Below are 19,650 nucleotides of genomic sequence, written 5' to 3' on the forward strand. Positions count from 1 at the left end.
GCGTCTATTGTACTTTTTACCCTGTACTTTCTACCCTCTCGAGTGGGTATATTCGCTGCGGACTGGAATGCGATCTATTGCACGTCCTGATAAAGAGCGGGCAGTTCATAAGTAATGCCATAACGGGAGAAAATCGCTTCCATACGTCCATCACGGACCATCTTATCCACAACCTCCTCGACAGCATAACCTAGTTGTCGATAAGTGCTCTTCACAGCCATACCAACATCCCACTTCTGCTTACCGATGGACGGAAAGCCATTTTCAGCCACTTGATAGCGAGGGTTGTTCTCTGCGAATAGCATAGCGTCAATTTCAGAGCGCATTGCCATTACAGCCTTAACCTCACCGGACTTCATACCCTCAAATGCCATCAGCGGAGTTGAATAATGGTGTACATTTTTGCGCATACGGCCAGCAAAAGCGGATGACAAATAAAAGTCCGGTAAACTATCCAGCTCAACCCCTATACTGTGGTACTGAAAAACAGCCATTGTTTTAACCGCTTCCAGTTTCTCGGTATCAAAAGCAACACGCCAAGATTCACGCTGATACGGCCCAAACATTACGACTTGTTCATTGACCATTTCCCCAGTCTGGGAGTCTTGACGATACGCATATTCACGGTCATATGGAATCCGCATCATCACATCTGCAAGCTTTTTTAAGGCCAACGGATTTTCGTCATCCTTGTCGAGGTAGTGACCTTTCCACACATTATTACGCAGATCATCATCCAGGTTCTCATCTGGAATCACCCAATGCAGTTGCATTTTCAAACCCATTTCATCAGCAATAGCTTGGCCAACGTCAATATCGACACCTTTTGGCTGTCCGTCTTGCTGATAGGAGAATGGAGGAAAATCACGGTACACGCCAACAATCAACTCACCAGAGTCGACAACGTCATCAAAGGAGCGTGATTGCGCTTGCCCAGCAAAAGCTAGGCTTGCGCAAATGACTAGTGTTGTAAATTTATTCATCAACAGGTAACGATTCCAAATAGGTACGGATTGCCCATAAACCTTCTTGGCTAATATAGTCTGCCATTTTAGGCATGTACACTTTACCGTCACGCACAGCGCCGTTCACTACACGGTATTGATACCATTCGTCGCCATCATAGCCAGGGTCTAGCATGCGCAAATCAGGAGCGATACCACCTGAGATGCCTTCTAAGCCGTGGCAACGCGCGCAGTTTTGGTTATATGCAGAAGATCCAATTTTAACGGCCAGCTCGTTATTTTCGTACGGAGCACGGTACGGATTTTCGTCGCGCCATTCGTCACCCAACTGCTCTAGACCTTCAGTATCAACACCTTGAGGAGTTACGTCGCCATGAGCAAACGCTTGGCCAGACAAGCCTGCACACAAAAGCAGAGCAGCAGCCGATGGAACTAGTTTGTTTTTTAGAAACATTGAATTCACCCATATTATTGTTATGTCGACGTATAACGCCGTGCCCGAATCTAGATCGCTCGAGGCTTACATCCATGATGAAGCACCCGTTAGTCGTAAAGAATTGTACTTTGGCGCGCAAAATTTAGTTCCTTGGTAGTAACAAAAACTCATTCTCAGGATGCATAGTTATTACGTACACTTCCTGCCTCATCCCAAAGCCTCATACTTTTTTCCCTTAGTGGAAAACGCCCTACGACCCCCGTGACATCTTCCCAAACAAATTAGGAAAAACTAACAATTTCAACGGGAAAGATGCCGTAGTAGCTCATCTCAGACCACTGCACAATAAATCCACACGTCAAGGGTCCTAGCTCTCTCTTCACAAAAGCCGAATGCCTACTCGTATAAATGACCCTGTATAGGCAGGCACTAATTAAGGTGACTTTATGAAAACAACAAAAACAAAACACTGGCTTCATCGACCATTACATGCGGCCATCCTGGCCAGCGCTTTAAGCGTCAGCGCGAGCACTTCTTTTGCGGCTAACGTCACATGGGAGGACATAGCAAACGATGCGAACACCCCCGAAAATATTTTAGGTTATGGGATCGGTCCTAAAGCACAGCGCTACAGCCCGATGACAGCGATCAACACTGACAACGTCGAACGATTAACACCAGCTTGGTCGTTCTCGTTTGGCGATGAGAAACAGCGTGGTCAAGAGACGCAAGCCTTAGTACACGAAGGTATTATTTATGTAACCGGCTCCTATTCTCGAATTTTTGCCGTTGACGCCCATACAGGCAAAAAGATTTGGTCTTATGCACACCGTTTACCTGATGACATTAGACCTTGTTGCGATGTTGTTAACCGCGGTGCAGCAATTTACGGAGATAAGGTTTTCTTCGGCACATTGGATGCTGCCATTGTTGCGCTCGATAAGAATACAGGCAAAGTCGTTTGGAAAAAGAAATTCGCTGACCATCAAGCGGGCTACACCATGACGGGAGCCCCAACCATTATCAAAGATCAAAAAACAGGCAAAGTCATGTTAATACATGGCTCATCAGGCGATGAATTTGGTGTAGTAGGTCAACTTTTTGCGCGCGACCCGGACACCGGAGAAGAAATTTGGATGCGCCCATTTGTAGAGGGACACATTGGTCGTCTGAACGGCAAAGAAAGTACCCCGACAGGTGACCCTGAAGCACCGACATGGCCTCGCGATGAAAATGGAGAACTAGTAGAGGCTTGGCATCATGGGGGCGGTGCTCCTTGGCAAAGTGCAAGCTTCGACATAGAAAACAACCGCATTATTGTAGGCGCGGGAAACCCGGCACCTTGGAATACATGGAAGCGTACCGCCAAAGGCGATGACCCTCGCAACTGGGATAATCTATACACATCAGGGCAGGTTGCCGTCGACCCAACCACTGGCGAGGTAGATTGGTTCTACCAACATACGCCAAACGACGCATGGGACTTTTCAGGCAACAACGAACTGGTCTTATTTGAATATGATGATAATGGAAAAACTATTAAAGCGACGGCACACGCCGACCGTAATGGCTTCTTCTATGTCGTTAACCGCGAAGACGGTGGCTTTATTAGAGCATTCCCGTTTGTGGATAACATAACGTGGGCTTCTCATATCGATCCCAAAACAGGGCGCCCTGTCGAAAACGAAAACCAACGCCCGCCCCTACCAAAAGAAGGTGAAGAGCGTGGTGAAGCCGTTCAAGTATCCCCGCCTTTCTTAGGGGGCAAAAACTGGAACCCAATGGCTTACAGCCAAGACACGGGATTATTCTATGTACCAGGTAACCACTGGAAAGAAGATTATTGGACAGAAGATGTCACCTACAGCAAAGGGAATGCATACTTAGGGCAAGGTTTCCGAATCAAGCGAATGTTTGATGATCACGTTGGTATTTTACGCGCTTACGACCCCATTACCGGAGAAAAACGCTGGGAGCATAAAGAGAAGCTTCCTTTATGGGCTGGCGTTCTAGCCACTAAAGGCAACCTGATCTTTACCGGTACAGGTGACGGATACCTCAAGGCCTTCCACGCAGAAACAGGCGAGGAGCTCTGGTCATTCCAAACAGGTTCAGGAATTATTTCATCTCCTATTACTTGGGAAATGGACGGTGAACAATATATAGGCGTGGCATCCGGCTATGGCGGAGCGGTGCCTCTGTGGGGTGGCGACATGGCAGTTTTAACAAAGCCAGTATCACAAGGCGGGTCCTTCTGGGCCTTCAAACTACCTAAGTGGGCGAAATAACCATATAACGCCTTAATTTTCAGAGTCGGCCCTATTTACCCACTATTTACATACATAATTTGCTGAATAGTGGGTCTTTTTATGAACCGAAACTGGATACTCCCTCCCGCCCCCATCCTTCATTTATGAGGTGATTTTTATGAAAGCGCTTGTCCTGCTATCAACGTATCTATTCATTAGCGCAACAAACACTTATGCCGCGCCAAGCCCGAAGAATGACCAGAGCTACCTTGTGATTAATGGCTGCGAAATCAAGCCCGAAACAGTATGCCCACACGTCGATTTATCCAACACTAACTTACGTCATGCAGATTTACGCAATGCTGTTTTAACCGGAGCCAACTTGGCCGGAGCCGACCTAAGACATGCCGTGTTGACCAATGTCGATGCCAAAGGTGCCAATTTTCAAGGTGCCAATTTGGCCAGAGTCGACCTAAGACATGCTGATATCCGCGGGGCTAATCTTCAGCAAGCTAACTTAATGGCAATTACAGGTTGGGCTATGTTCGCGCAAGGAGCTAACTTCAATGATGCGAACCTGCAAGGCGCGAATATCGACTTTGCCCGGTTTAGCAAGGCCAGCCTGCACCGTGCAAACCTAACCGCTGCTAACTTAGAAATGGTATGGTTCTCCAAAGCCGACCTATACCAGGCCAACCTCACCAACGCCACACTACAAGAAGCAAAGCTTAATGATGCCAATCTAGCCGAGGCTAATTTAACCGGCACCCGAATCCATTACGCCACGTTTCAAAGCACCTATATGGAAGGCTGCACTAACTGCCCGTTTGATTGGCAAAAATAGCGGCCCTCAGTAGTCATTTCTGGCGTTCAAGCATGCACAAAAAATCCCGATCAGCAAGCCTGTCGGGATTTTCAACAACCGTTAATTCACTTAACCCAGCGCGCGATCCACCAGCGCCTTCGCGTCACTTTCCAACTGTGCCAAATGATCCTCTGATACAAAGCTTTCAAGATAAATCTTGTAGATATTTTCAGTACCAGAAGGACGCGCCGCAAACCAGCCGTTAGCAGTTTGCACTTTCAAACCGCCGATAGAAGCGCCATTGCCAGGTGCTTCGGTCAAAATACCGGTGATCGCATCACCCGCCAAGGTATCACCGGCTACAGAATCAGCACTTAATGACGATAAGACAGACTTTTGCTCAGCCGAACACGGCACATCAATCCGCTTATAAATAGGACGACCATAACGTGAGACTTGAGCTTCATATAACTGATGCGGATCTTTACCTGTTACTGCCAAAATCTCAGCCGCTAACAATCCCAAAATAATGCCATCTTTATCGGTCGTCCAGACGCTACCGTCTTTACGCAAGAAAGAAGCGCCAGCACTCTCTTCACCGCCAAACGCCATCTCGCCACTGAACAGCCCTTCAACGTACCACTTAAACCCTACTGGCACCTCACACAAGGTTTTGCCAAGCCCTTCGACCACGCGATCAATCATGGCACTGGACACCAAGGTTTTACCAAATTGAATATCATCTGACCACTGTGGGCGGTGTGTTGCTAAATACTCAATCGCTACCGCCAAATACGCGTTCGGATTCATTAAACCGGAGCCGGCGCAGACAATACCATGACGGTCGTAATCCGGATCATTGCCAATTGAGATATCAAACTTATCTTTAAGCGCCAATAAGTTCTGCATTGCATAGCTTGAAGAACAATCCATACGGATGCGCCCATCTTTATCCAACGGCATAAATCCGAAGGTAAAATCGACTTTATCGTTCACTACTTCGATATTAAGGTTATATTTTTCAGCGATTGGCTTCCAAAAGTGAAGCCCTGAGCCTCCCATTGGATCGACGCCAATCTTAATGCCCGCTTTCGCAATGGCATCCATATCAATAACAGAGTCCAGATCATCGACATAGTGTGCAATATAATCAAAAGGTTCGATTAACGGCGATGCATTCAGCTCTTCAGCAGGAAGCCACTCAGCGTCTTCTAGCTCAGATTCCAATAACTCATTGGCTCGCTGAGCAATCCAATTGGTAATATCTTGATCGGCTGGACCACCCTTAAGCGAGTTATATTTAATCCCGCCATCTTCCGGCGGATTATGCGAAGGGGTGATGACAATGCCATCTGCAATATCTTCGCCCAACGCGTTGTGCGTTAAAATTGCATGTGAGATAACAGGCGTTGGCGTGTAACCATCACCTGCTTGCACACGCACACGCACCCCGTTAGCGACTAACACTTCCAATGCCGTGCCAAAGGCGGCTTCAGATAACGCATGCGTGTCCTTACCCAAATATAGCGGCCCAGTCACACCGTGCGCCTTGCGGTACTCAGCAATGGCTTGGCAAATAGCCATGATGTGATGCTCGTTAAAGGTCGTTTTTAGCGCCGACCCTCGGTGACCGGAAGTTCCGAAACTCACCTTTTGATCAGGGCTCGCTTTGATATCTGGCTGCTGACGATAATAAGCAGCCACTAACGCAGGGATATTAACCAAAGAATCGTGCGGAGCAATCTTTCCAGCATCGGGGTGAATAGCCATATAACAAGCCTGTCCTTTTCCATGAATGAATAACCTAATGCTCGGCTATCTTGGCCAGAGATGCAATGGTGATAAGCCCAACGACCTAACGAATTGCTCGCCAAGCTTATCCATACCCACTTATGCTGACAGAATATGCATTAGAATCGGCCCGAAACACTCACTCGGATATCGCGTCCACTTTCTGGAGACCCGACAATACCCTCCCACCCGGGATTCCCTGTAAAGTCTTCAACGCTTGCGTGGCTCAAATACTGTTTATCGAAAAGATTATTTACCGATAACGCCACTTTAAGTTGGTCATTACCCATAGGCTTCCAATGCACGTATACGTCATGTATCCCATAACCGGGTTTATCAGCATTAAGCTGATCGCTACCTACATCTAATTTAATATCATGAATACCGCGTACAAACTCAGCATTCCAGCCCGCCATCCAGCGAGGTGAGAACTGATAGTGAACATCTGTCGCTAACGTATCGCCAATGCTATTTGCCCCAGAGCCGTATACATAACGTGTGACCGGTTGCCCATCAACTTCAGTATCTGCACTAATTAAGCTGGCAGACAATGAAAGCGCTTCGATCTGCATCCCTAAACGCGCATAAAAACCAGCCGATTTAATAGGGTCATCTAAGTTTTCAGATACCCTAGACCAAGGCAGCAATCCCCCAACAGGGTTGTAGATCCGTGAATAAAAGACACCCGCTGCCATGTTAAAACCGGATACTTGGTAATCTACCCCTAACTCGATATTTTTAGATGTTTCTGCACCTAGGTCAGAAGCATTTGAACCGCTACTTAGCTTAAATGCATCCTTTACTTCCGGGCCTCTTAACGCCTCTGCATATCCAGCACTAATAGCCCAAGCAGGAGTTAACTGATAGCGAGCACCGGCATTGAATGAGAAGCCGTTATCACTTAATTTTTGATCGCTTGCATCGGTTATCGAGAAATCATCAAATCTAGCACCGGCTGTCAGTGACCATTGATCATTTACGGTGTAATGATCCTGTATAAAGATCCCCCAAACTTGGCCTGTTTCACTAAAATAAGAGGGCTCTACATCCACATCATGAAGCTTACTTTCATCATCTCGATAATTAACACCGTAAGTAAGCTCATGATCTGCAAAAGCACTCGTATTTTTTAGTGTCGCTCCCCACGTTTTCACATGGCCACTGTATTCTACCGAGCTGTATTCACGCGATTGAGACGTTTTTGTATGATAAAGATTGAAGCTAATATCCAATAAATCGTTATCAAACGGCGTATATTCATAGTTAAAAATAGCCGTATCCCGATCAGCCGTCGTTGGCTCGGGTACGTTCCTAGCGGACGCGACTAGCTCCGGCTTATAAAGCACATCACCCTCTTCTGCTACGGACTCATAACTCAGTGATAAATATTGTTCATCCGTTAAATACCCCACTAACTTCCCGTACATCAAGGTTTTTTGATCCTCTGTACCATCGAGTTTATTGCCATCACCATCGGTAACATTATCGAGGTCTGAACGAACAACACTCAACATCCCTCCCAAGCGCCCCTGTGCATCCTCACCAAACACAGTTACGCTGTTTTTAAAACCATGGCTATTATCAAAGTAAGTGCTTTTAACCAGCGCACCTACCTGTTTGCCGGCTTCTAATAAATCCGCAGGGTCTTTGGTAACAAAATGTACCGAGCCTCCTAAAGCACCAAAACCTGATGTCGCTTCCCCTGCTCCGGTTTCAATATCTACTTGCTTTAGTAATTCCGGCTCGATCGAGATACGGCCTGCGTGATGAAAAACCGCACCCGCCTGCTCTGCCCCGTCTATCGTTATATTAAGATTGTCTTCACCTATATTTCGAACATAGATCTTCTGCGACATTTGCACTGAACCGCCCGCAGAAACAGCCGCGTCTTGACTGAATATATCGGCCATATCATTCGCTTGAGTCGACGAAATTTGTTCCTGATTAATTTGGCCGTCTACGTCACTTGTGATCTGATCAATAATAATGAGCGCATCCATGTCCACAACCGCAGAATCGGCCATGACAGTAGGAGCTGTGAACGTTGTTAAGCAAGCGACGGCCAACAACTTTTTCCGGAAAAGAAAGGGCCTAGTTAGATTGCAGCAAAATTCTTGAGGGTACATATAACCACCAACTTAAATGATAATAGTTTTCATTCAATTATTATCATTTTAATGGGAAGTCCCAGCATTTTTACATTTGTTACATCTGGTAATAGATCGCTAGCAAAACTTAGGCAATGTAGCTGTCATTATTAACCCTATACAGACACCTTCAGCATCATAACGATTCCTAGCAACGAGCTGCCCACCAACAGCTTGAATCTGACGTTTAGCTATCGCCAAGCCTAATCCGTAGCCTTTTTGCTCTTGCTCTGCGGGTTGACTTCTCGACTGACTGACTTGATAAAAAGGCCGAAAGATAGCGTCAAGCAACTCTGTAGGTACGCCATTGCCTTCGTCTTGCACATCAACCTGTACCGACTCGCCTCTATCAATGATGACGATCTCTACTCGGCTCTTAGGTGACGTGTGTTTTAAAGCATTACGCACTAAATTTTCAAAAGCCTGACTCAGCGCGCGTTGATTACTAAAATGCAAAACATGTTCTGCTTCCGACCTAAGCTCAATGATACGCCCCGGGTATTCAAACCCCGCATCTTGGCAAATAACATCCAACAGCGCATCTAGCTCAACGCTCTCATCCCGTAGCGACGGCTCTTCATTAGTTAACCACCCTAATGTCAAAGAGTCCTCAACCAATGCTTCCATGCCCTGTAACTCCCAACGAATACGGCGCAGCGTTTTCTCATCGCGTGCACCTTGCTCCATATAAGTTAACGCGAGCCCTAAACGTGCCAATGGTGTTCTTAGCTCATGCGACAAATCAGATAGTAATTCGCGTTGCTGCCTTATTAGACGCGCGGTACGCGAAGCCATATCGTTGAACGTAACACCTAAACGCGTAATCTCATCATTTCGCCATCCGATAAACCCTGAGCTGGCTTGAGTGCGGGCATCAAGCTCACCTTGGCTAAATGCCCGTGTTGCTCTATGCAGCTGCCGTAAAGGCGACATCAAGTACCCATAAACAAATATAGCGAGCGCGGACAATAAAATTAGCGGTAGGCCTACCTGCAAGACAATTTGTGCATAAGGGTAAAGGTTACCTGGGCGCATACGTGCGGGCAGTTGAATTAAAAAATGCGTTTTACCATCAGCGAAAGGAATGTCCATGGTAGGGTTTGCTTTAAAATATAGATGAATCTTCCACTCAACACTGCGCCCCAAACTAAACCCCTGCGTATAGTGTAGAGGCAAATCACTACCAGCTTTTACTTCAATAGAAGACTCCACTACAGCAGCCCATGTGTCTTCTTTAATACGTAATTCTTGCAACCATCTTTCTAAGATTTTTTCTTGGCCCGCTTGGTATAGTGTCTCAGCTTTTCTTCCATATGAGATGAGAGTCTGTTGGTCACTTTTTGATATATAACTCATTGACTGTTCTGCTTGCTCAGTAATGAGGTTAACGCTCCAAAATAAAATCAGCGCCCCAATTACAAACACTACACACAAAACCCACAGCAACTGCTTTTTCACGAAAAACAGTACCCCTTACCATGCTGAGTCACTAAACGGTCTGCAGCCATACCAGCTGACACTAATTTTTTACGAATACGGCTTAAATGCATATCCATACTGCGGTCATAGCGGCTATAAGGGCGTTCTAGCACCATCTGATATAGAAACGGCTTACTCAACACATCATTTTGATGTTCAACCAACAACCATAATAAGCGAAACTGAATGGGAGTTAACTCTATCGATTGGCCATTATAGTGAACACTTAATACCGACCGGTTAAGCACCAAAGCGTCAATAGACAGCTCTCGCTGGTCATTTCGTTCCTGCCCCCCTATAGAGCGACGCAACACAGCATCGATACGCAGTAACATTTCCGTGAAATTACAAGGCTTTGGCAAATAGTCATCCGCCCCCTTTTGATAGCCCTCAATGCGTTCGGCTTCAGCACCACATGCCGTCATCATGATAATTGGGGTCTGCTTCACGCTACGAATATGCGTCAAGATAGAAAAACCGTTCAGCGTAGGTAATAGGACATCCAAAAGGATCAGATCGAAGCACTCAGCAAGCGCCTTTATAAGCCCCTGCTCTCCATCGTGGCACTGCTCAATGCAAAAACCATTTTGAGACAATAAACCGGCTACCTGATTAGCGAAGGTTTTGTCATCTTCAATAATCAATATTCTAGTCATTAGATTACCATGCCATTACACAGACACAAATGATAATCTAAATCATTAACATTGTCTTACGTTAATAAACATTGCCCGAAAGCTATCATGCCTACCCACGCATTCGTTAAGGCTCCAATGACAAACGCACCTCACCCAGCCCATCAATACTGGCAACCACTTCATCCCCACCAGCAAGCACTTGCAAACCAAACCAAGTACCAGTGGTTACTGTATCCCCCGCCTCTAAGCCTCTTGAATAAAGTGTTTCGGATAAACCATTGAGCCAAGGCAGTAACGCTAATGGATGACCCAATGGATGCGTACCCTCACCCAAGGCTATTGCCTGCTGATTTACCGTGATGGACATATAAGGATTAACAAAACTATCGCGCCATCCTTTGGTAGGTTTCCCCACTAAAATAATCGCTCTGTTCATTTGCTGGTCTGCCAAGCGAATACTGGCGGGGAGGTCCGCCCACCGTTCAACTCGCTGATCACATACTTCTACTGACAAATAGACATTATCGATAGCTGCCTCTAGTGCTTCTATTGAGGAATCACTCTTGATAGACCTTGCTAAAGTAATGGCCACTTCTATCTCAATAGAGGTGAAGTCATGAGCGTTGCGCTCATGTAATACATGCCTCACATGACCTTCCCCTTCTTTTTCTGTAGCGTACACTAAAGCCTCATGCCTCACGCGGGCGGCTGAAGGGTTTTGCAAAGTACCACCGGTTTTCCAAATAAAGCGTTCTTCTGAAGCAAACCATCCCAACTTTTCTGCAACCAAGGCTTGCACCTGATACGCCTCTTCATCACTAGCGGGGGTGAGCTCACATGCCTGCTGATAGTTAACGACCTGCCCCGTTTGTTGGGCCATGACTAATGCATCAGCCAACTTTTGAACATTTTTACTCATTACACTCCCTCACATTTATTGCAACACCCATCCACCCACAAAACTATAGCGGGTCTGGCGCAGTAACTTTTGGTTTAGCAGGTGTCGGTCGATCGCACGGTAAAAACTGCCCCATACCTGGCGTTCCTAAATAACGTCCGTCTTGCCACACAATGCGCCCTCGACTCATGGTCGTTGCCGGCCACGCATTCACCTTAATGCCCTCATAGGGTGTGTAATCAACATTATGATGTAATTGATCATTACTAATGGAACGAGCCGTGTCGGTATCCCAGATCACTAAATCGGCATCAGCCCCAACAGCAATAGAGCCTTTACGTGGGTACAAACCATACATTTTAGCGACATTGGTAGAAGTTAATCCGACAAATTGATTAATATCCATACGCCCTGTGTTAACGCCATGCGAAAACAATAAAGCCAGACGAGTTTCGACGCCCGGAATACCATTTGCGATTTGATCAAAGCTGGGGGTTTCACCGGTTGCTAATTTGCCGTCGTTTCCAGCAAAGCGAAATGGCGCATGATCCGAAGAGAACACCTGAAAAGTTCCTGACTCTAGTGCGTTCCAGATCACCTGCTGATTGCCTTTATCGCGCGGAGGCGGACTACAAATACATTTAGCACCTTCCATGTCGTCATCCAGCCCTAAATCTTCGGCCGTTAGAAAAAGATATTGCGGGCATGTTTCACCATATACACGTAGCCCTTGACCTTGCGCCCAACGAATCTGCTCTACTGCTTCACGCCCTGATACATGAACAATTAAAATAGGAACGTCTACCAACTCAGCAAACGCGATAGCGCGATGAGTCGCTTCACGCTCCACCAACATAGGGCGAGATTCAGCATGGTATTTTGGCGCGGTTTTGCCCGCTTTTAGTAAACGCTCGGTCAACCAGGCAATACAGTCAGCATTTTCGGCATGAATCATCACCATTGCCCCTTCTTCACGGGCTACGGATAACACATCGATAATTTCACGATCACCCAGCTTCAGATCATCGTAAGTCATATAAATTTTGAAAGAGGTGTAACCTTGCGAGATTAATGCTGGCAGCTCTTCACTGAGCACTGTTTCGGTGGCATCAGAAACAATCATATGAAACGCGTAATCAATCACAGCTTTTTGCCCGGCACGCTCATGATAATCAGCCACAGCTGCTTTCAAGCTCTGTCCTTTTTGCTGCAGCGCAAAGGGGATAACCGTGGTTGTGCCGCCACAGGCCGCTGAACGCGTCCCACTTAAAAAATCATCCGCCATGACCGTGCCATCATTCGTTGGCTGATCAAAGTGACAGTGGCCATCTATACCACCGGGCAACACCCACCTGCCTTTAGCATCTATCTCCGTTTCGCCTTCTGACAAGCCTTTTCCCAAGGCGGTAATGACACCCTCTTTGATACCTATATCGGCATCAAAGATATCGGCGGCGGTAGCACAACGAGCATTGCGAATAACACAATCGAATAACTTAGACATGAGCACTAGCCTCTTGGAAAAAGCGCCCCCAGCCCACAACAGCTGCAGGGTTATGACCAGCCATGCTTAGCATTTTCCAAACAACAGTGGACGTTGTATCAATAACCGGTATACCGAACTCTTGCTCCCACTGACTGGCTAAATGTGCTGAGCGTAAGTTGGTACAATAGAGCACAATCGCATCCGGTTTTTTAGCCGCGACCGCTGCTACTTGACGGGATAAAGCTATCTCGTCAACCTCGGAGAAACTAAAGTTCTCACTCAAATCAAGATGGCTTTCAGCAACACACTCAATACCGATGTCTTGATAATTGCGGATAATGCAGTCCTGCACATCACTCGTATAAGGTGACACCAACCCAAAGCGCTTAACCCCCATGCTGTTTAGCACTTCGTTCAGCGCCAAGATTGATGAAGTCGCTCGAATGCCAGTTCGAGCCTCAATGGCCTGACATAATTGAACATCATGATCAAAACCCAACCAGCCAGCAGCTGTTCCACTCCAACCAATCACATCCATGCGTGCATCAGCCAGAAGATCAGAAGCCTCAAGTGGCGCCGTATGGTTGAACTGGCCCAAATCACGATCATCTAACGAAATTCGTGTCACACGAAAACGTGAAAAGTGACTAGTCACTGATGGCAAATTGTTTAGCATCGAGCTTGTTAACGGCTCTAAGGCGGTATTAGAAGACGGGGTCAACACCCCCAATAGCGTTCGCTTTGTTGTAATCGACATAAATAACCCATTCGTCATTTACGCAATAGGCGGGTTTAGCCCGTACTATTTTTGTAAACAATATTGTTGAACATAATGATTACAAAATGCAAAGCAAATGATATGCCATCGTTAGAAGGGCAAACCCAATAAGAGGAATATAAGGCAGATAAAAATAAAGAAAGACGATATTTATACGGTTCTAAGAAGACGAATTAACCGAGTATTTTCTCCCAATCAACTTCATTAGCGTCGTTAGCGCCATCTAAATGCAACGCGCTTTCGATATGAGCTAAATGGTGCAACATTAGCTCCACAGCCAATGATTCCTCTCCTTGTTCAATAGCCTTAACAATATTGGCATGGTCGTTTTCAGGACAAGCCGGTGCTTGAGGAATGTCATATAAAGCAATAATGAGACAAGTCAACGGACACAACTCACTCATCATTTTCTCGATATACCGGTTGCCACACATGCTAGCAAGCAAGAGATGAAAATCACCAGACAGCCTGATTATGGCACGGCGGCTATTGGACTTTCGGGCTTCGCTTTCTTGTTCTAAGTGTTTGTGCAGTAACTTAAAATCCGCTTTTTTTGCATGAACAATCACTCCCCGAACCACCTCTGGTTCAAGCAAGCGACGCGCCGAAAAAACTTCAAGAGCCTCAGGCACTGTAGGGCTTGTAATAAAAGCCCCGCGATTAGGGAACAATTGAACTAAACCATTCTCAGCGAGTACCATCAGCGCTTGCCGAATTTTAGTTCTGCTGACCTTAAACGCATCCGCCATTCGGGATTCAGATAATTTACTACCCGGCGCTAAGCGGTGTTCCATCACAGCGTTGGTAATCAATTCAGCTATTTTATCTACATCAGGTTTATCGACTTCAGACATCTGCCCCTGTCTTCCCTATTGAATACAATTGAAAATTAACTCCTGGAAGTTACTGCGATTATACACAGGAACCTACAACGCGGTATCTACAATATTGCGCCCTAACACTGTGCAAAAAATAGATAGAGCGCATTAACTTCGTGCGATTGTACGCAATATTGATCGCACAAATACTCTTCACATACACCAATAGCTACGCAAACCACCGAATTAAAAAGCTTTTAAATTATTGGCACATTTTACGCATAGGTAAAATTATTGTTCGCAATATTGTTTTCAATAAAATGGAAGAGAATTATGAAATCACTTAAAACAATGGCCTCAAGTATCCTAGCGGCTAGCATTGCTCTTAGCGCGACCACTTCAGCCCTCGCCGACAATATGCAATGGAAAGCATTAGGACAACCATTAGCAACAGGTCCTATTTTACAAAACCAAGAAAAGCCGTTTTTCGAGAACTTTGCGCAACGCACAGGTCTACCCATTGATGTTGACTTCAAACCGGTTGACACTACGGGCATTAAAGATACTGAGCAATTACGCATGCTCAAAGCTGGCCTTTTTGATGTTGTTTCTTTGCGCGTTTCTCCCAACTCCCGTGATGAGCCCGCTTTACTTGGCCTTGATCTCGTAGGGTTAAACCCTGACTACGCCACTGCACGTAAAGTAGCAGATGCCTATGTACCCGTGTTAGATAAACAGCTTCAGAAGCGCTTTAACACTAAGCTATTAACCGTCTGGCCTTTTGGCCCTCAAATTTTATTCTGTAACGCGCCTATTAAAAGCTTCTCTGATATTAAAGGGCTCAAAGTCCGTGTATACGACCAGAGCCTGGCTAAGTTTGTAGAATCCATGGGAGCAACTCCCGTACCTATTAGCTTTCCCGATGTTCATCAGTCTCTTTCAATGGGCGTGATCGACTGCGCTATAACAGGACCGGCTTCCGCTAACTCCGCAGGCTGGCCAGAAGTGGCTACGCATCAACTCCCTCTAGGCATGGGCATTGCGTTAAACGGTTATGCCGTTTCTCTTAAAGCATGGAACTCTCTAAGCGAAGCGCAGCAAGCTAAGATGCAAGCCGCTTTCGACAAGCTAAGCACGGATATCTGGGCTTACTCTGAATCACTTTACGATGACGCCATCAGCTGTAATTCAGGTGGAGAATGCTCAACGGGTAACAAATTCAACCTAGTGAATGTTGAACCTACCGCATCAGACTTTGAGTTAGTTAACGATGCTCTTGTAAATATTTCGTTACCTGGCTGGGCGGCTATTTGTGATGCATCTAGCGATGATTGCTCTGCCAACTGGAAAGCATCGGTTGGTCCAATTATTGGATTAGAGTAACCCTAAGGCCCCGGAGGATTTTTTATGCAAAACCGTATCGAGACTTTACTAGCTACGACCTTCGGGGTCATGTTTCTTGGTTTATCCTTATTTATTACTGTTGAAGTATTATTAAGAAAGCTATTTGGCATATCGCTTGATGGCTCCTACGAACTGGGCGGCTATGCACTCGCCATCGGCTCCACACTCAGCTTTACGCTGGCTTTATTTGGCCGCAGTCATATTCGTATAGACATTATTCACGAGCGCCTTCCAGCCATAGCAAAAGCTGTGCTTAACACATTATCGGCCATTCTTTTGGCAAGCTTTGCAGCCTTAATGGGTTATTTAGCATGGAGCGTTATTGCCGACACTCTCGACTACCATGCGGTGTCACAAACACCGTGGGCAACCCCGCTTATTTACCCTCAAAGCCTATGGTATGCCGGACAAGCTATATTCATGATCGCGGCAATATACCTAGCGTTAAAAGCTTGCTGGTTACTCTTAAAAGGACGCACGAGCGAACTCAACGAGATGTACCAACCTAAAAGCATCAAACAAGAGCTTGAAGAAGAACTTGATAGCCTAAAAGTACGCACAGCGACACCCAACACTACACCGCAGGAGCATAACTAATGGCCGTTGAATACGTAATCACCGCTTTTGCTGCCATGCTTATCATGATGATAGTGGGCCTTCCAATTGCTGTGGCCATGGCCGCGGTTGGCATTATTGGCGGAGTTGCTGTGTATGGCGCTCCTTTTATGAACTCCATCTCACCCGTTATTTGGGGTGTGCAAAACAACTCACTCCTCACTTCTATCCCACTCTTTGTTTTATTAGGCGAGCTGCTGCTAAGAGCCGGTATAGCCGACGGTATGTACAAGTCACTCTCTGTCTGGTTAGGCCGACTTCCCGGTGGGTTATTGCATTCCAATATAGGCACCTGCGCACTGTTTGCTGCTACATCAGGCTCTTCAGTAGCCACTGCTGCCACAGTCGGCACAGTCGCTTTACCGTCTCTCAATGAGCGTAACTATAAAATGAGCAAATCGCTAGGTTCCTTAGCCGCCGGTGGCGCGCTCGGTATACTAATCCCACCTAGCGTTAACCTAATTATATATGGCTCATTAACTAACACATCGATAGGTCAACTGTTTGTCGGCGGTGTCGTCCCTGGCATCCTGTTGACTCTACTGTTTATGGCGTTCATTGCCGCGAGTAGCATTTTTGATAAAACCGACGTAAAGCACGAAACCAAAGCCAGCTGGGCTGAGCGTTGGAAAAGCTCAGTCGATCTTATTCCGCCACTCGTTATTTTTCTGATTGTGATGGGCAGCATTTATTCTGGATTAGCGACAGCTACTGAATCAGCAGCCTTAGGTGTGGTCGCTGCCTTATTCTTTACAGCATTAAAGAAACGATGCACTTGGTCAATTTTACAAGCGTGCTTTATCCAAACAGCGCGCGTTTCTGGGATGATTTTATTAATTATTACTGCCGCTTTTATTCTTAACCTCACCATTAGCTTAACCGGGGTCGCTGAAGCAATGTCCGCTTGGGTTACCTCTCTGGGCTTGTCCACTGTTGGCTTCCTATTAGCACTCGTCGTTTTCTATCTCATTTTAGGGATGTTTATGGATGTGCTTTCAATGCAAGTTGCAACTATCCCTATCACCTACCCTATGTCGCAAGCTCTAGGTATTGACCCTGTCTGGTTTGGTATTTTTGTCGTCATGATGTGCGAACTCGGTTTAATAACACCACCCGTTGGTATGAATTTGTTTGTTGTACAAGGCATTCGTCCTGACAACGGTAGCATCTCCGATGTTATGAAAGGCGCGGTTCCGTTTGTTGCACTCATGCTTGTCTTTACGCTAGCGCTCATTGCTATTCCTCAAATAGTGACTTGGCTACCCAACCTCATGAAGCCTGCATAAGGAAAAACGCGATGCAACCATTATGGCAATTATCAGCAACCGCGCTCGTTGCAGGCTTCAAGGAACAGCGCTGGACGCCGGTTGATGCACTTTTATCCGTCAAACAGCGACTGACAGCTATCAACCCTCTGATCAACGCTATCGTCACACTAGCCCCTGATGCAGAAGCCGCTGCCCAAGCGTCAACACAACGCTACATTGACGCAAAGCCCTTAAGTGAGATTGATGGAGTTCCCATTAGCGTTAAAGATAATTTACTCTTAAAAGGCAGTACTTCTACTTGGGGAACACCTGCGCTGAAACACTACATCCCAGATCATGACGAGCTGCCAGTAGCACGGTTACGACAAGCCGGAGCCATTTTGTTTGCTAAAACAAATGTGCCAGAATTCACATTGGAAGGTTATACCGGCAACCCCATTTACGGCGTTACACGCAACCCATGGGACTTATCCACAACCCCCGGCGGCTCAAGCGGCGGCGCGGCGGCATCCATTGCGGCAGGGATAGGTCCGATCGCATTATGCACCGATGGCGGAGGGTCAATCCGGCGTCCTGCCGCTCATTGCGGCCTAGTAGGGCTTAAGCCGTCTATAGGTACTATTGCTCGCGGCAACGGATTTCCATCATTACTATTAGACATGGAAGTTGTCGGCCCCATTACTCGAACAATAGATGATGCCGAGCTGGCATTAAAGATATTGTCTGGGCCAGATGCTCGCGATCGCTTATCACTTGCCACTCCTCGCCCATCTCTTATTCCGGTGAAATCCATTTTGTGCGTCACCGCTATGGATAATGCGCCTGTGGATAAAAATATATGTATGCAAGTTGAACAGGCTGCTAACACTCTAGAAGAACAAGGGCTTATCATTGAGTACGGCGCCTTACCTATTGACCTTACAGCGCTCAACGCGGTGTGGAGCCAAATAGGACAACAAGGCATGGCCTTTTTAGCCCAAAAGAATCCCGTGTGGGTTTCACAAGCGTCTCTTCCCTATCAAGAAATGGCGACAAGCGGTGCATTTCTTAGTTCTACAACCCTGTGGAACGGCCTCAATGAAATTGCGCAACTACGCAATCAAATTGACCAACTTTTTGAGCAATATGATGCCATTTTAATGCCCTCTATTGCGGCGCTTGCTTGGAAAGCCGAAGAGCGCTTTCCCACTACAATAGATAATGAGGCCGTCGGCCCCCGAGGCCACGCCATCTTTACGGGCTGGGTCAATGCTTGCGGCTGCCCTGCTCTCAACGTGCCAACACAACCAGCCAATAATGGGCAAGCTATTGGGATGCAACTCATTGGCTCAATGGGAAGCGAGCTATCACTATTAGCCATTGGCCGCACACTTGAAAAACACATAAACTGGCAAGAACGACTTTCAGGTTTATGGACAGCGCAAAACAATGAAAACACTCAACAGCCCAACGCATCAACAGCGAGTAATTTATGAGCCTATAAAATGCTACTTACTTGGCAAACCAGAAGCCTTAGAAACCTACCCATTTGATAACAAGACAGCTGTCTTTAAAGTTCAGGACAAGATGTTCGCTTTACTGTCGTTTCGCGAAGGTGAGTACCAGATAAATCTTAAGTGCGATCCTCAAGAGGCCATTATGCTTCGTGATGTGTTTGATGCCGTCAAGCCGGGTTATCACATGAACAAGATGCACTGGAACACCGTAGTTCTCGATGGCTCGCTGCCTCAAGGGGAGATTCAACGCATGATCGACCTTTCTTATTCTTTAGTCGTGAAAGGACTAAAAAAGAGCATAAGGCAGAGTTTAGAGGCCAGATACGGTAGCGCCGTTATTTACAACTTGCTCGAGCCAAAGTAATGTTACAGTAATC

The 19,650-nt window shown here is 46.5% G+C and carries 17 protein-coding genes; 7 read left to right on the forward strand and 10 right to left on the reverse strand.

What is annotated here, in order from left to right; translation table 11 throughout:
- Positions 1 to 74: 74 nt before the first annotated feature.
- Positions 75 to 983 carry an ABC transporter substrate-binding protein gene (locus OW491_RS05025; RefSeq protein WP_290034939.1) on the reverse strand — a complete coding sequence of 303 codons (909 nt, stop codon included), beginning with the start codon at positions 981 to 983 and terminating at the stop codon, positions 75 to 77.
- Positions 976 to 1,419: a cytochrome c-550 PedF gene (gene pedF, locus OW491_RS05030; protein WP_075173143.1), complete on the reverse strand. Its 444-nt coding sequence runs from the start codon at positions 1,417 to 1,419 to the stop codon at positions 976 to 978. Before pedF ends, OW491_RS05025 begins: the two co-directional genes overlap by 8 nt.
- A gap of 428 nt (positions 1,420 to 1,847) precedes the next feature.
- Here pedF and OW491_RS05035 point away from each other — a divergent pair, with 428 nt between their 5' ends.
- Together OW491_RS05035 and OW491_RS05040 are read left to right on the forward strand one after the other, a co-directional pair.
- Positions 1,848 to 3,689 (forward strand): methanol/ethanol family PQQ-dependent dehydrogenase, encoded by a 1,842-nt coding sequence (locus OW491_RS05035; protein WP_075173144.1) that lies wholly within the window; start codon positions 1,848 to 1,850, stop codon positions 3,687 to 3,689.
- A 139-nt stretch (positions 3,690 to 3,828) separates the two neighbouring features.
- Positions 3,829 to 4,494: a pentapeptide repeat-containing protein gene (locus OW491_RS05040; RefSeq protein WP_290034942.1), complete on the forward strand. Its 666-nt coding sequence runs from the start codon at positions 3,829 to 3,831 to the stop codon at positions 4,492 to 4,494.
- A gap of 90 nt (positions 4,495 to 4,584) precedes the next feature.
- On the opposite strand, the gene pgm is transcribed toward OW491_RS05040, so the two are convergent.
- The 8 genes from pgm to OW491_RS05080 form a co-directional block, all read right to left on the reverse strand.
- Entirely contained in the window at positions 4,585 to 6,225 is a 1,641-nt protein-coding gene (gene pgm, locus OW491_RS05045; protein ID WP_290034944.1) for a phosphoglucomutase (alpha-D-glucose-1,6-bisphosphate-dependent), read from the reverse strand.
- 140 nt (positions 6,226 to 6,365) lie between these two features.
- On the reverse strand, positions 6,366 to 8,270 hold the full coding sequence (locus OW491_RS05050; RefSeq protein ID WP_290034946.1) for a TonB-dependent receptor: 1,905 nt from the start codon (positions 8,268 to 8,270) through the stop codon (positions 6,366 to 6,368).
- A 201-nt stretch (positions 8,271 to 8,471) separates the two neighbouring features.
- The gene (locus OW491_RS05055; protein ID WP_290034949.1) at positions 8,472 to 9,851 is read right to left on the reverse strand and encodes a sensor histidine kinase; all 1,380 of its coding nucleotides are present in this window, start codon (positions 9,849 to 9,851) and stop codon (positions 8,472 to 8,474) included.
- On the reverse strand, positions 9,848 to 10,528 hold the full coding sequence (locus tag OW491_RS05060) for a response regulator transcription factor (protein ID WP_290034950.1): 681 nt from the start codon (positions 10,526 to 10,528) through the stop codon (positions 9,848 to 9,850). Before OW491_RS05060 ends, OW491_RS05055 begins: the two co-directional genes overlap by 4 nt.
- Positions 10,529 to 10,634: 106 nt before the next feature.
- The gene (locus OW491_RS05065; RefSeq protein WP_075179373.1) at positions 10,635 to 11,429 is read right to left on the reverse strand and encodes a fumarylacetoacetate hydrolase family protein; all 795 of its coding nucleotides are present in this window, start codon (positions 11,427 to 11,429) and stop codon (positions 10,635 to 10,637) included.
- 43 nt (positions 11,430 to 11,472) lie between these two features.
- The gene (gene hydA, locus OW491_RS05070) at positions 11,473 to 12,912 is read right to left on the reverse strand and encodes a dihydropyrimidinase (RefSeq protein ID WP_290034952.1); all 1,440 of its coding nucleotides are present in this window, start codon (positions 12,910 to 12,912) and stop codon (positions 11,473 to 11,475) included.
- A complete protein-coding gene (locus OW491_RS05075) occupies positions 12,905 to 13,651 on the reverse strand; it encodes an aspartate/glutamate racemase family protein (protein ID WP_290034954.1) in 747 nt (248 codons plus the stop codon). Before OW491_RS05075 ends, hydA begins: the two co-directional genes overlap by 8 nt.
- Before the next feature lie 194 nt (positions 13,652 to 13,845).
- The gene (locus OW491_RS05080) at positions 13,846 to 14,526 is read right to left on the reverse strand and encodes a GntR family transcriptional regulator (protein WP_215151222.1); all 681 of its coding nucleotides are present in this window, start codon (positions 14,524 to 14,526) and stop codon (positions 13,846 to 13,848) included.
- Between the two features lie 297 nt (positions 14,527 to 14,823).
- Here OW491_RS05080 and OW491_RS05085 point away from each other — a divergent pair, with 297 nt between their 5' ends.
- The 5 genes from OW491_RS05085 to OW491_RS05105 are packed head-to-tail and all read left to right on the forward strand — an operon-like array spanning position 14,824 to position 19,637.
- The gene (locus tag OW491_RS05085) at positions 14,824 to 15,873 is read left to right on the forward strand and encodes a TRAP transporter substrate-binding protein (RefSeq protein ID WP_215151221.1); all 1,050 of its coding nucleotides are present in this window, start codon (positions 14,824 to 14,826) and stop codon (positions 15,871 to 15,873) included.
- 24 nt (positions 15,874 to 15,897) lie between these two features.
- Complete coding sequence (locus OW491_RS05090; protein WP_075173155.1) at positions 15,898 to 16,491, forward strand: TRAP transporter small permease; 594 nt, start codon at positions 15,898 to 15,900, stop codon at positions 16,489 to 16,491.
- Positions 16,491 to 17,795, forward strand: coding sequence for a TRAP transporter large permease (locus tag OW491_RS05095; RefSeq protein ID WP_075173156.1), 1,305 nt, complete (start codon positions 16,491 to 16,493; stop codon positions 17,793 to 17,795). The genes OW491_RS05090 and OW491_RS05095 overlap by 1 nt, the downstream gene beginning before the upstream one ends.
- A gap of 11 nt (positions 17,796 to 17,806) precedes the next feature.
- Positions 17,807 to 19,252 (forward strand): amidase, encoded by a 1,446-nt coding sequence (locus OW491_RS05100; RefSeq protein WP_290034957.1) that lies wholly within the window; start codon positions 17,807 to 17,809, stop codon positions 19,250 to 19,252.
- On the forward strand, positions 19,206 to 19,637 hold the full coding sequence (locus tag OW491_RS05105) for an MmcQ/YjbR family DNA-binding protein (protein ID WP_290034958.1): 432 nt from the start codon (positions 19,206 to 19,208) through the stop codon (positions 19,635 to 19,637). The genes OW491_RS05100 and OW491_RS05105 overlap by 47 nt, the downstream gene beginning before the upstream one ends.
- Positions 19,638 to 19,650 lie beyond the last annotated feature (13 nt).

This window comes from Neptunomonas sp. CHC150 (assembly GCF_030397555.1).
GTDB classification, from domain to species: domain Bacteria; phylum Pseudomonadota; class Gammaproteobacteria; order Pseudomonadales; family Balneatricaceae; genus Neptunomonas; species Neptunomonas phycophila.

Excerpts from the sequence above, each read along its gene's own strand:
- OW491_RS05025 (WP_290034939.1), bottom strand. The coding sequence starts at position 983 with ATGAATAAATTTACAACACTAGTCATTTGCGCAAGCCTAGCTTTTGCT.
- pedF (WP_075173143.1), bottom strand. The coding sequence starts at position 1,419 with ATGTTTCTAAAAAACAAACTAGTTCCATCGGCTGCTGCTCTGCTTTTG.
- OW491_RS05035 (WP_075173144.1), top strand. The coding sequence starts at position 1,848 with ATGAAAACAACAAAAACAAAACACTGGCTTCATCGACCATTACATGCG.
- OW491_RS05040 (WP_290034942.1), top strand. The coding sequence starts at position 3,829 with ATGAAAGCGCTTGTCCTGCTATCAACGTATCTATTCATTAGCGCAACA.
- pgm (WP_290034944.1), bottom strand. The coding sequence starts at position 6,225 with ATGGCTATTCACCCCGATGCTGGAAAGATTGCTCCGCACGATTCTTTG.
- OW491_RS05050 (WP_290034946.1), bottom strand. The coding sequence starts at position 8,270 with ATGGCCGATTCTGCGGTTGTGGACATGGATGCGCTCATTATTATTGAT.
- OW491_RS05060 (WP_290034950.1), bottom strand. The coding sequence starts at position 10,528 with ATGACTAGAATATTGATTATTGAAGATGACAAAACCTTCGCTAATCAG.
- OW491_RS05065 (WP_075179373.1), bottom strand. The coding sequence starts at position 11,429 with ATGAGTAAAAATGTTCAAAAGTTGGCTGATGCATTAGTCATGGCCCAA.
- hydA (WP_290034952.1), bottom strand. The coding sequence starts at position 12,912 with ATGTCTAAGTTATTCGATTGTGTTATTCGCAATGCTCGTTGTGCTACC.
- OW491_RS05075 (WP_290034954.1), bottom strand. The coding sequence starts at position 13,651 with ATGTCGATTACAACAAAGCGAACGCTATTGGGGGTGTTGACCCCGTCT.
- OW491_RS05080 (WP_215151222.1), bottom strand. The coding sequence starts at position 14,526 with ATGTCTGAAGTCGATAAACCTGATGTAGATAAAATAGCTGAATTGATT.
- OW491_RS05085 (WP_215151221.1), top strand. The coding sequence starts at position 14,824 with ATGAAATCACTTAAAACAATGGCCTCAAGTATCCTAGCGGCTAGCATT.
- OW491_RS05090 (WP_075173155.1), top strand. The coding sequence starts at position 15,898 with ATGCAAAACCGTATCGAGACTTTACTAGCTACGACCTTCGGGGTCATG.
- OW491_RS05095 (WP_075173156.1), top strand. The coding sequence starts at position 16,491 with ATGGCCGTTGAATACGTAATCACCGCTTTTGCTGCCATGCTTATCATG.
- OW491_RS05100 (WP_290034957.1), top strand. The coding sequence starts at position 17,807 with ATGCAACCATTATGGCAATTATCAGCAACCGCGCTCGTTGCAGGCTTC.
- OW491_RS05105 (WP_290034958.1), top strand. The coding sequence starts at position 19,206 with ATGAAAACACTCAACAGCCCAACGCATCAACAGCGAGTAATTTATGAG.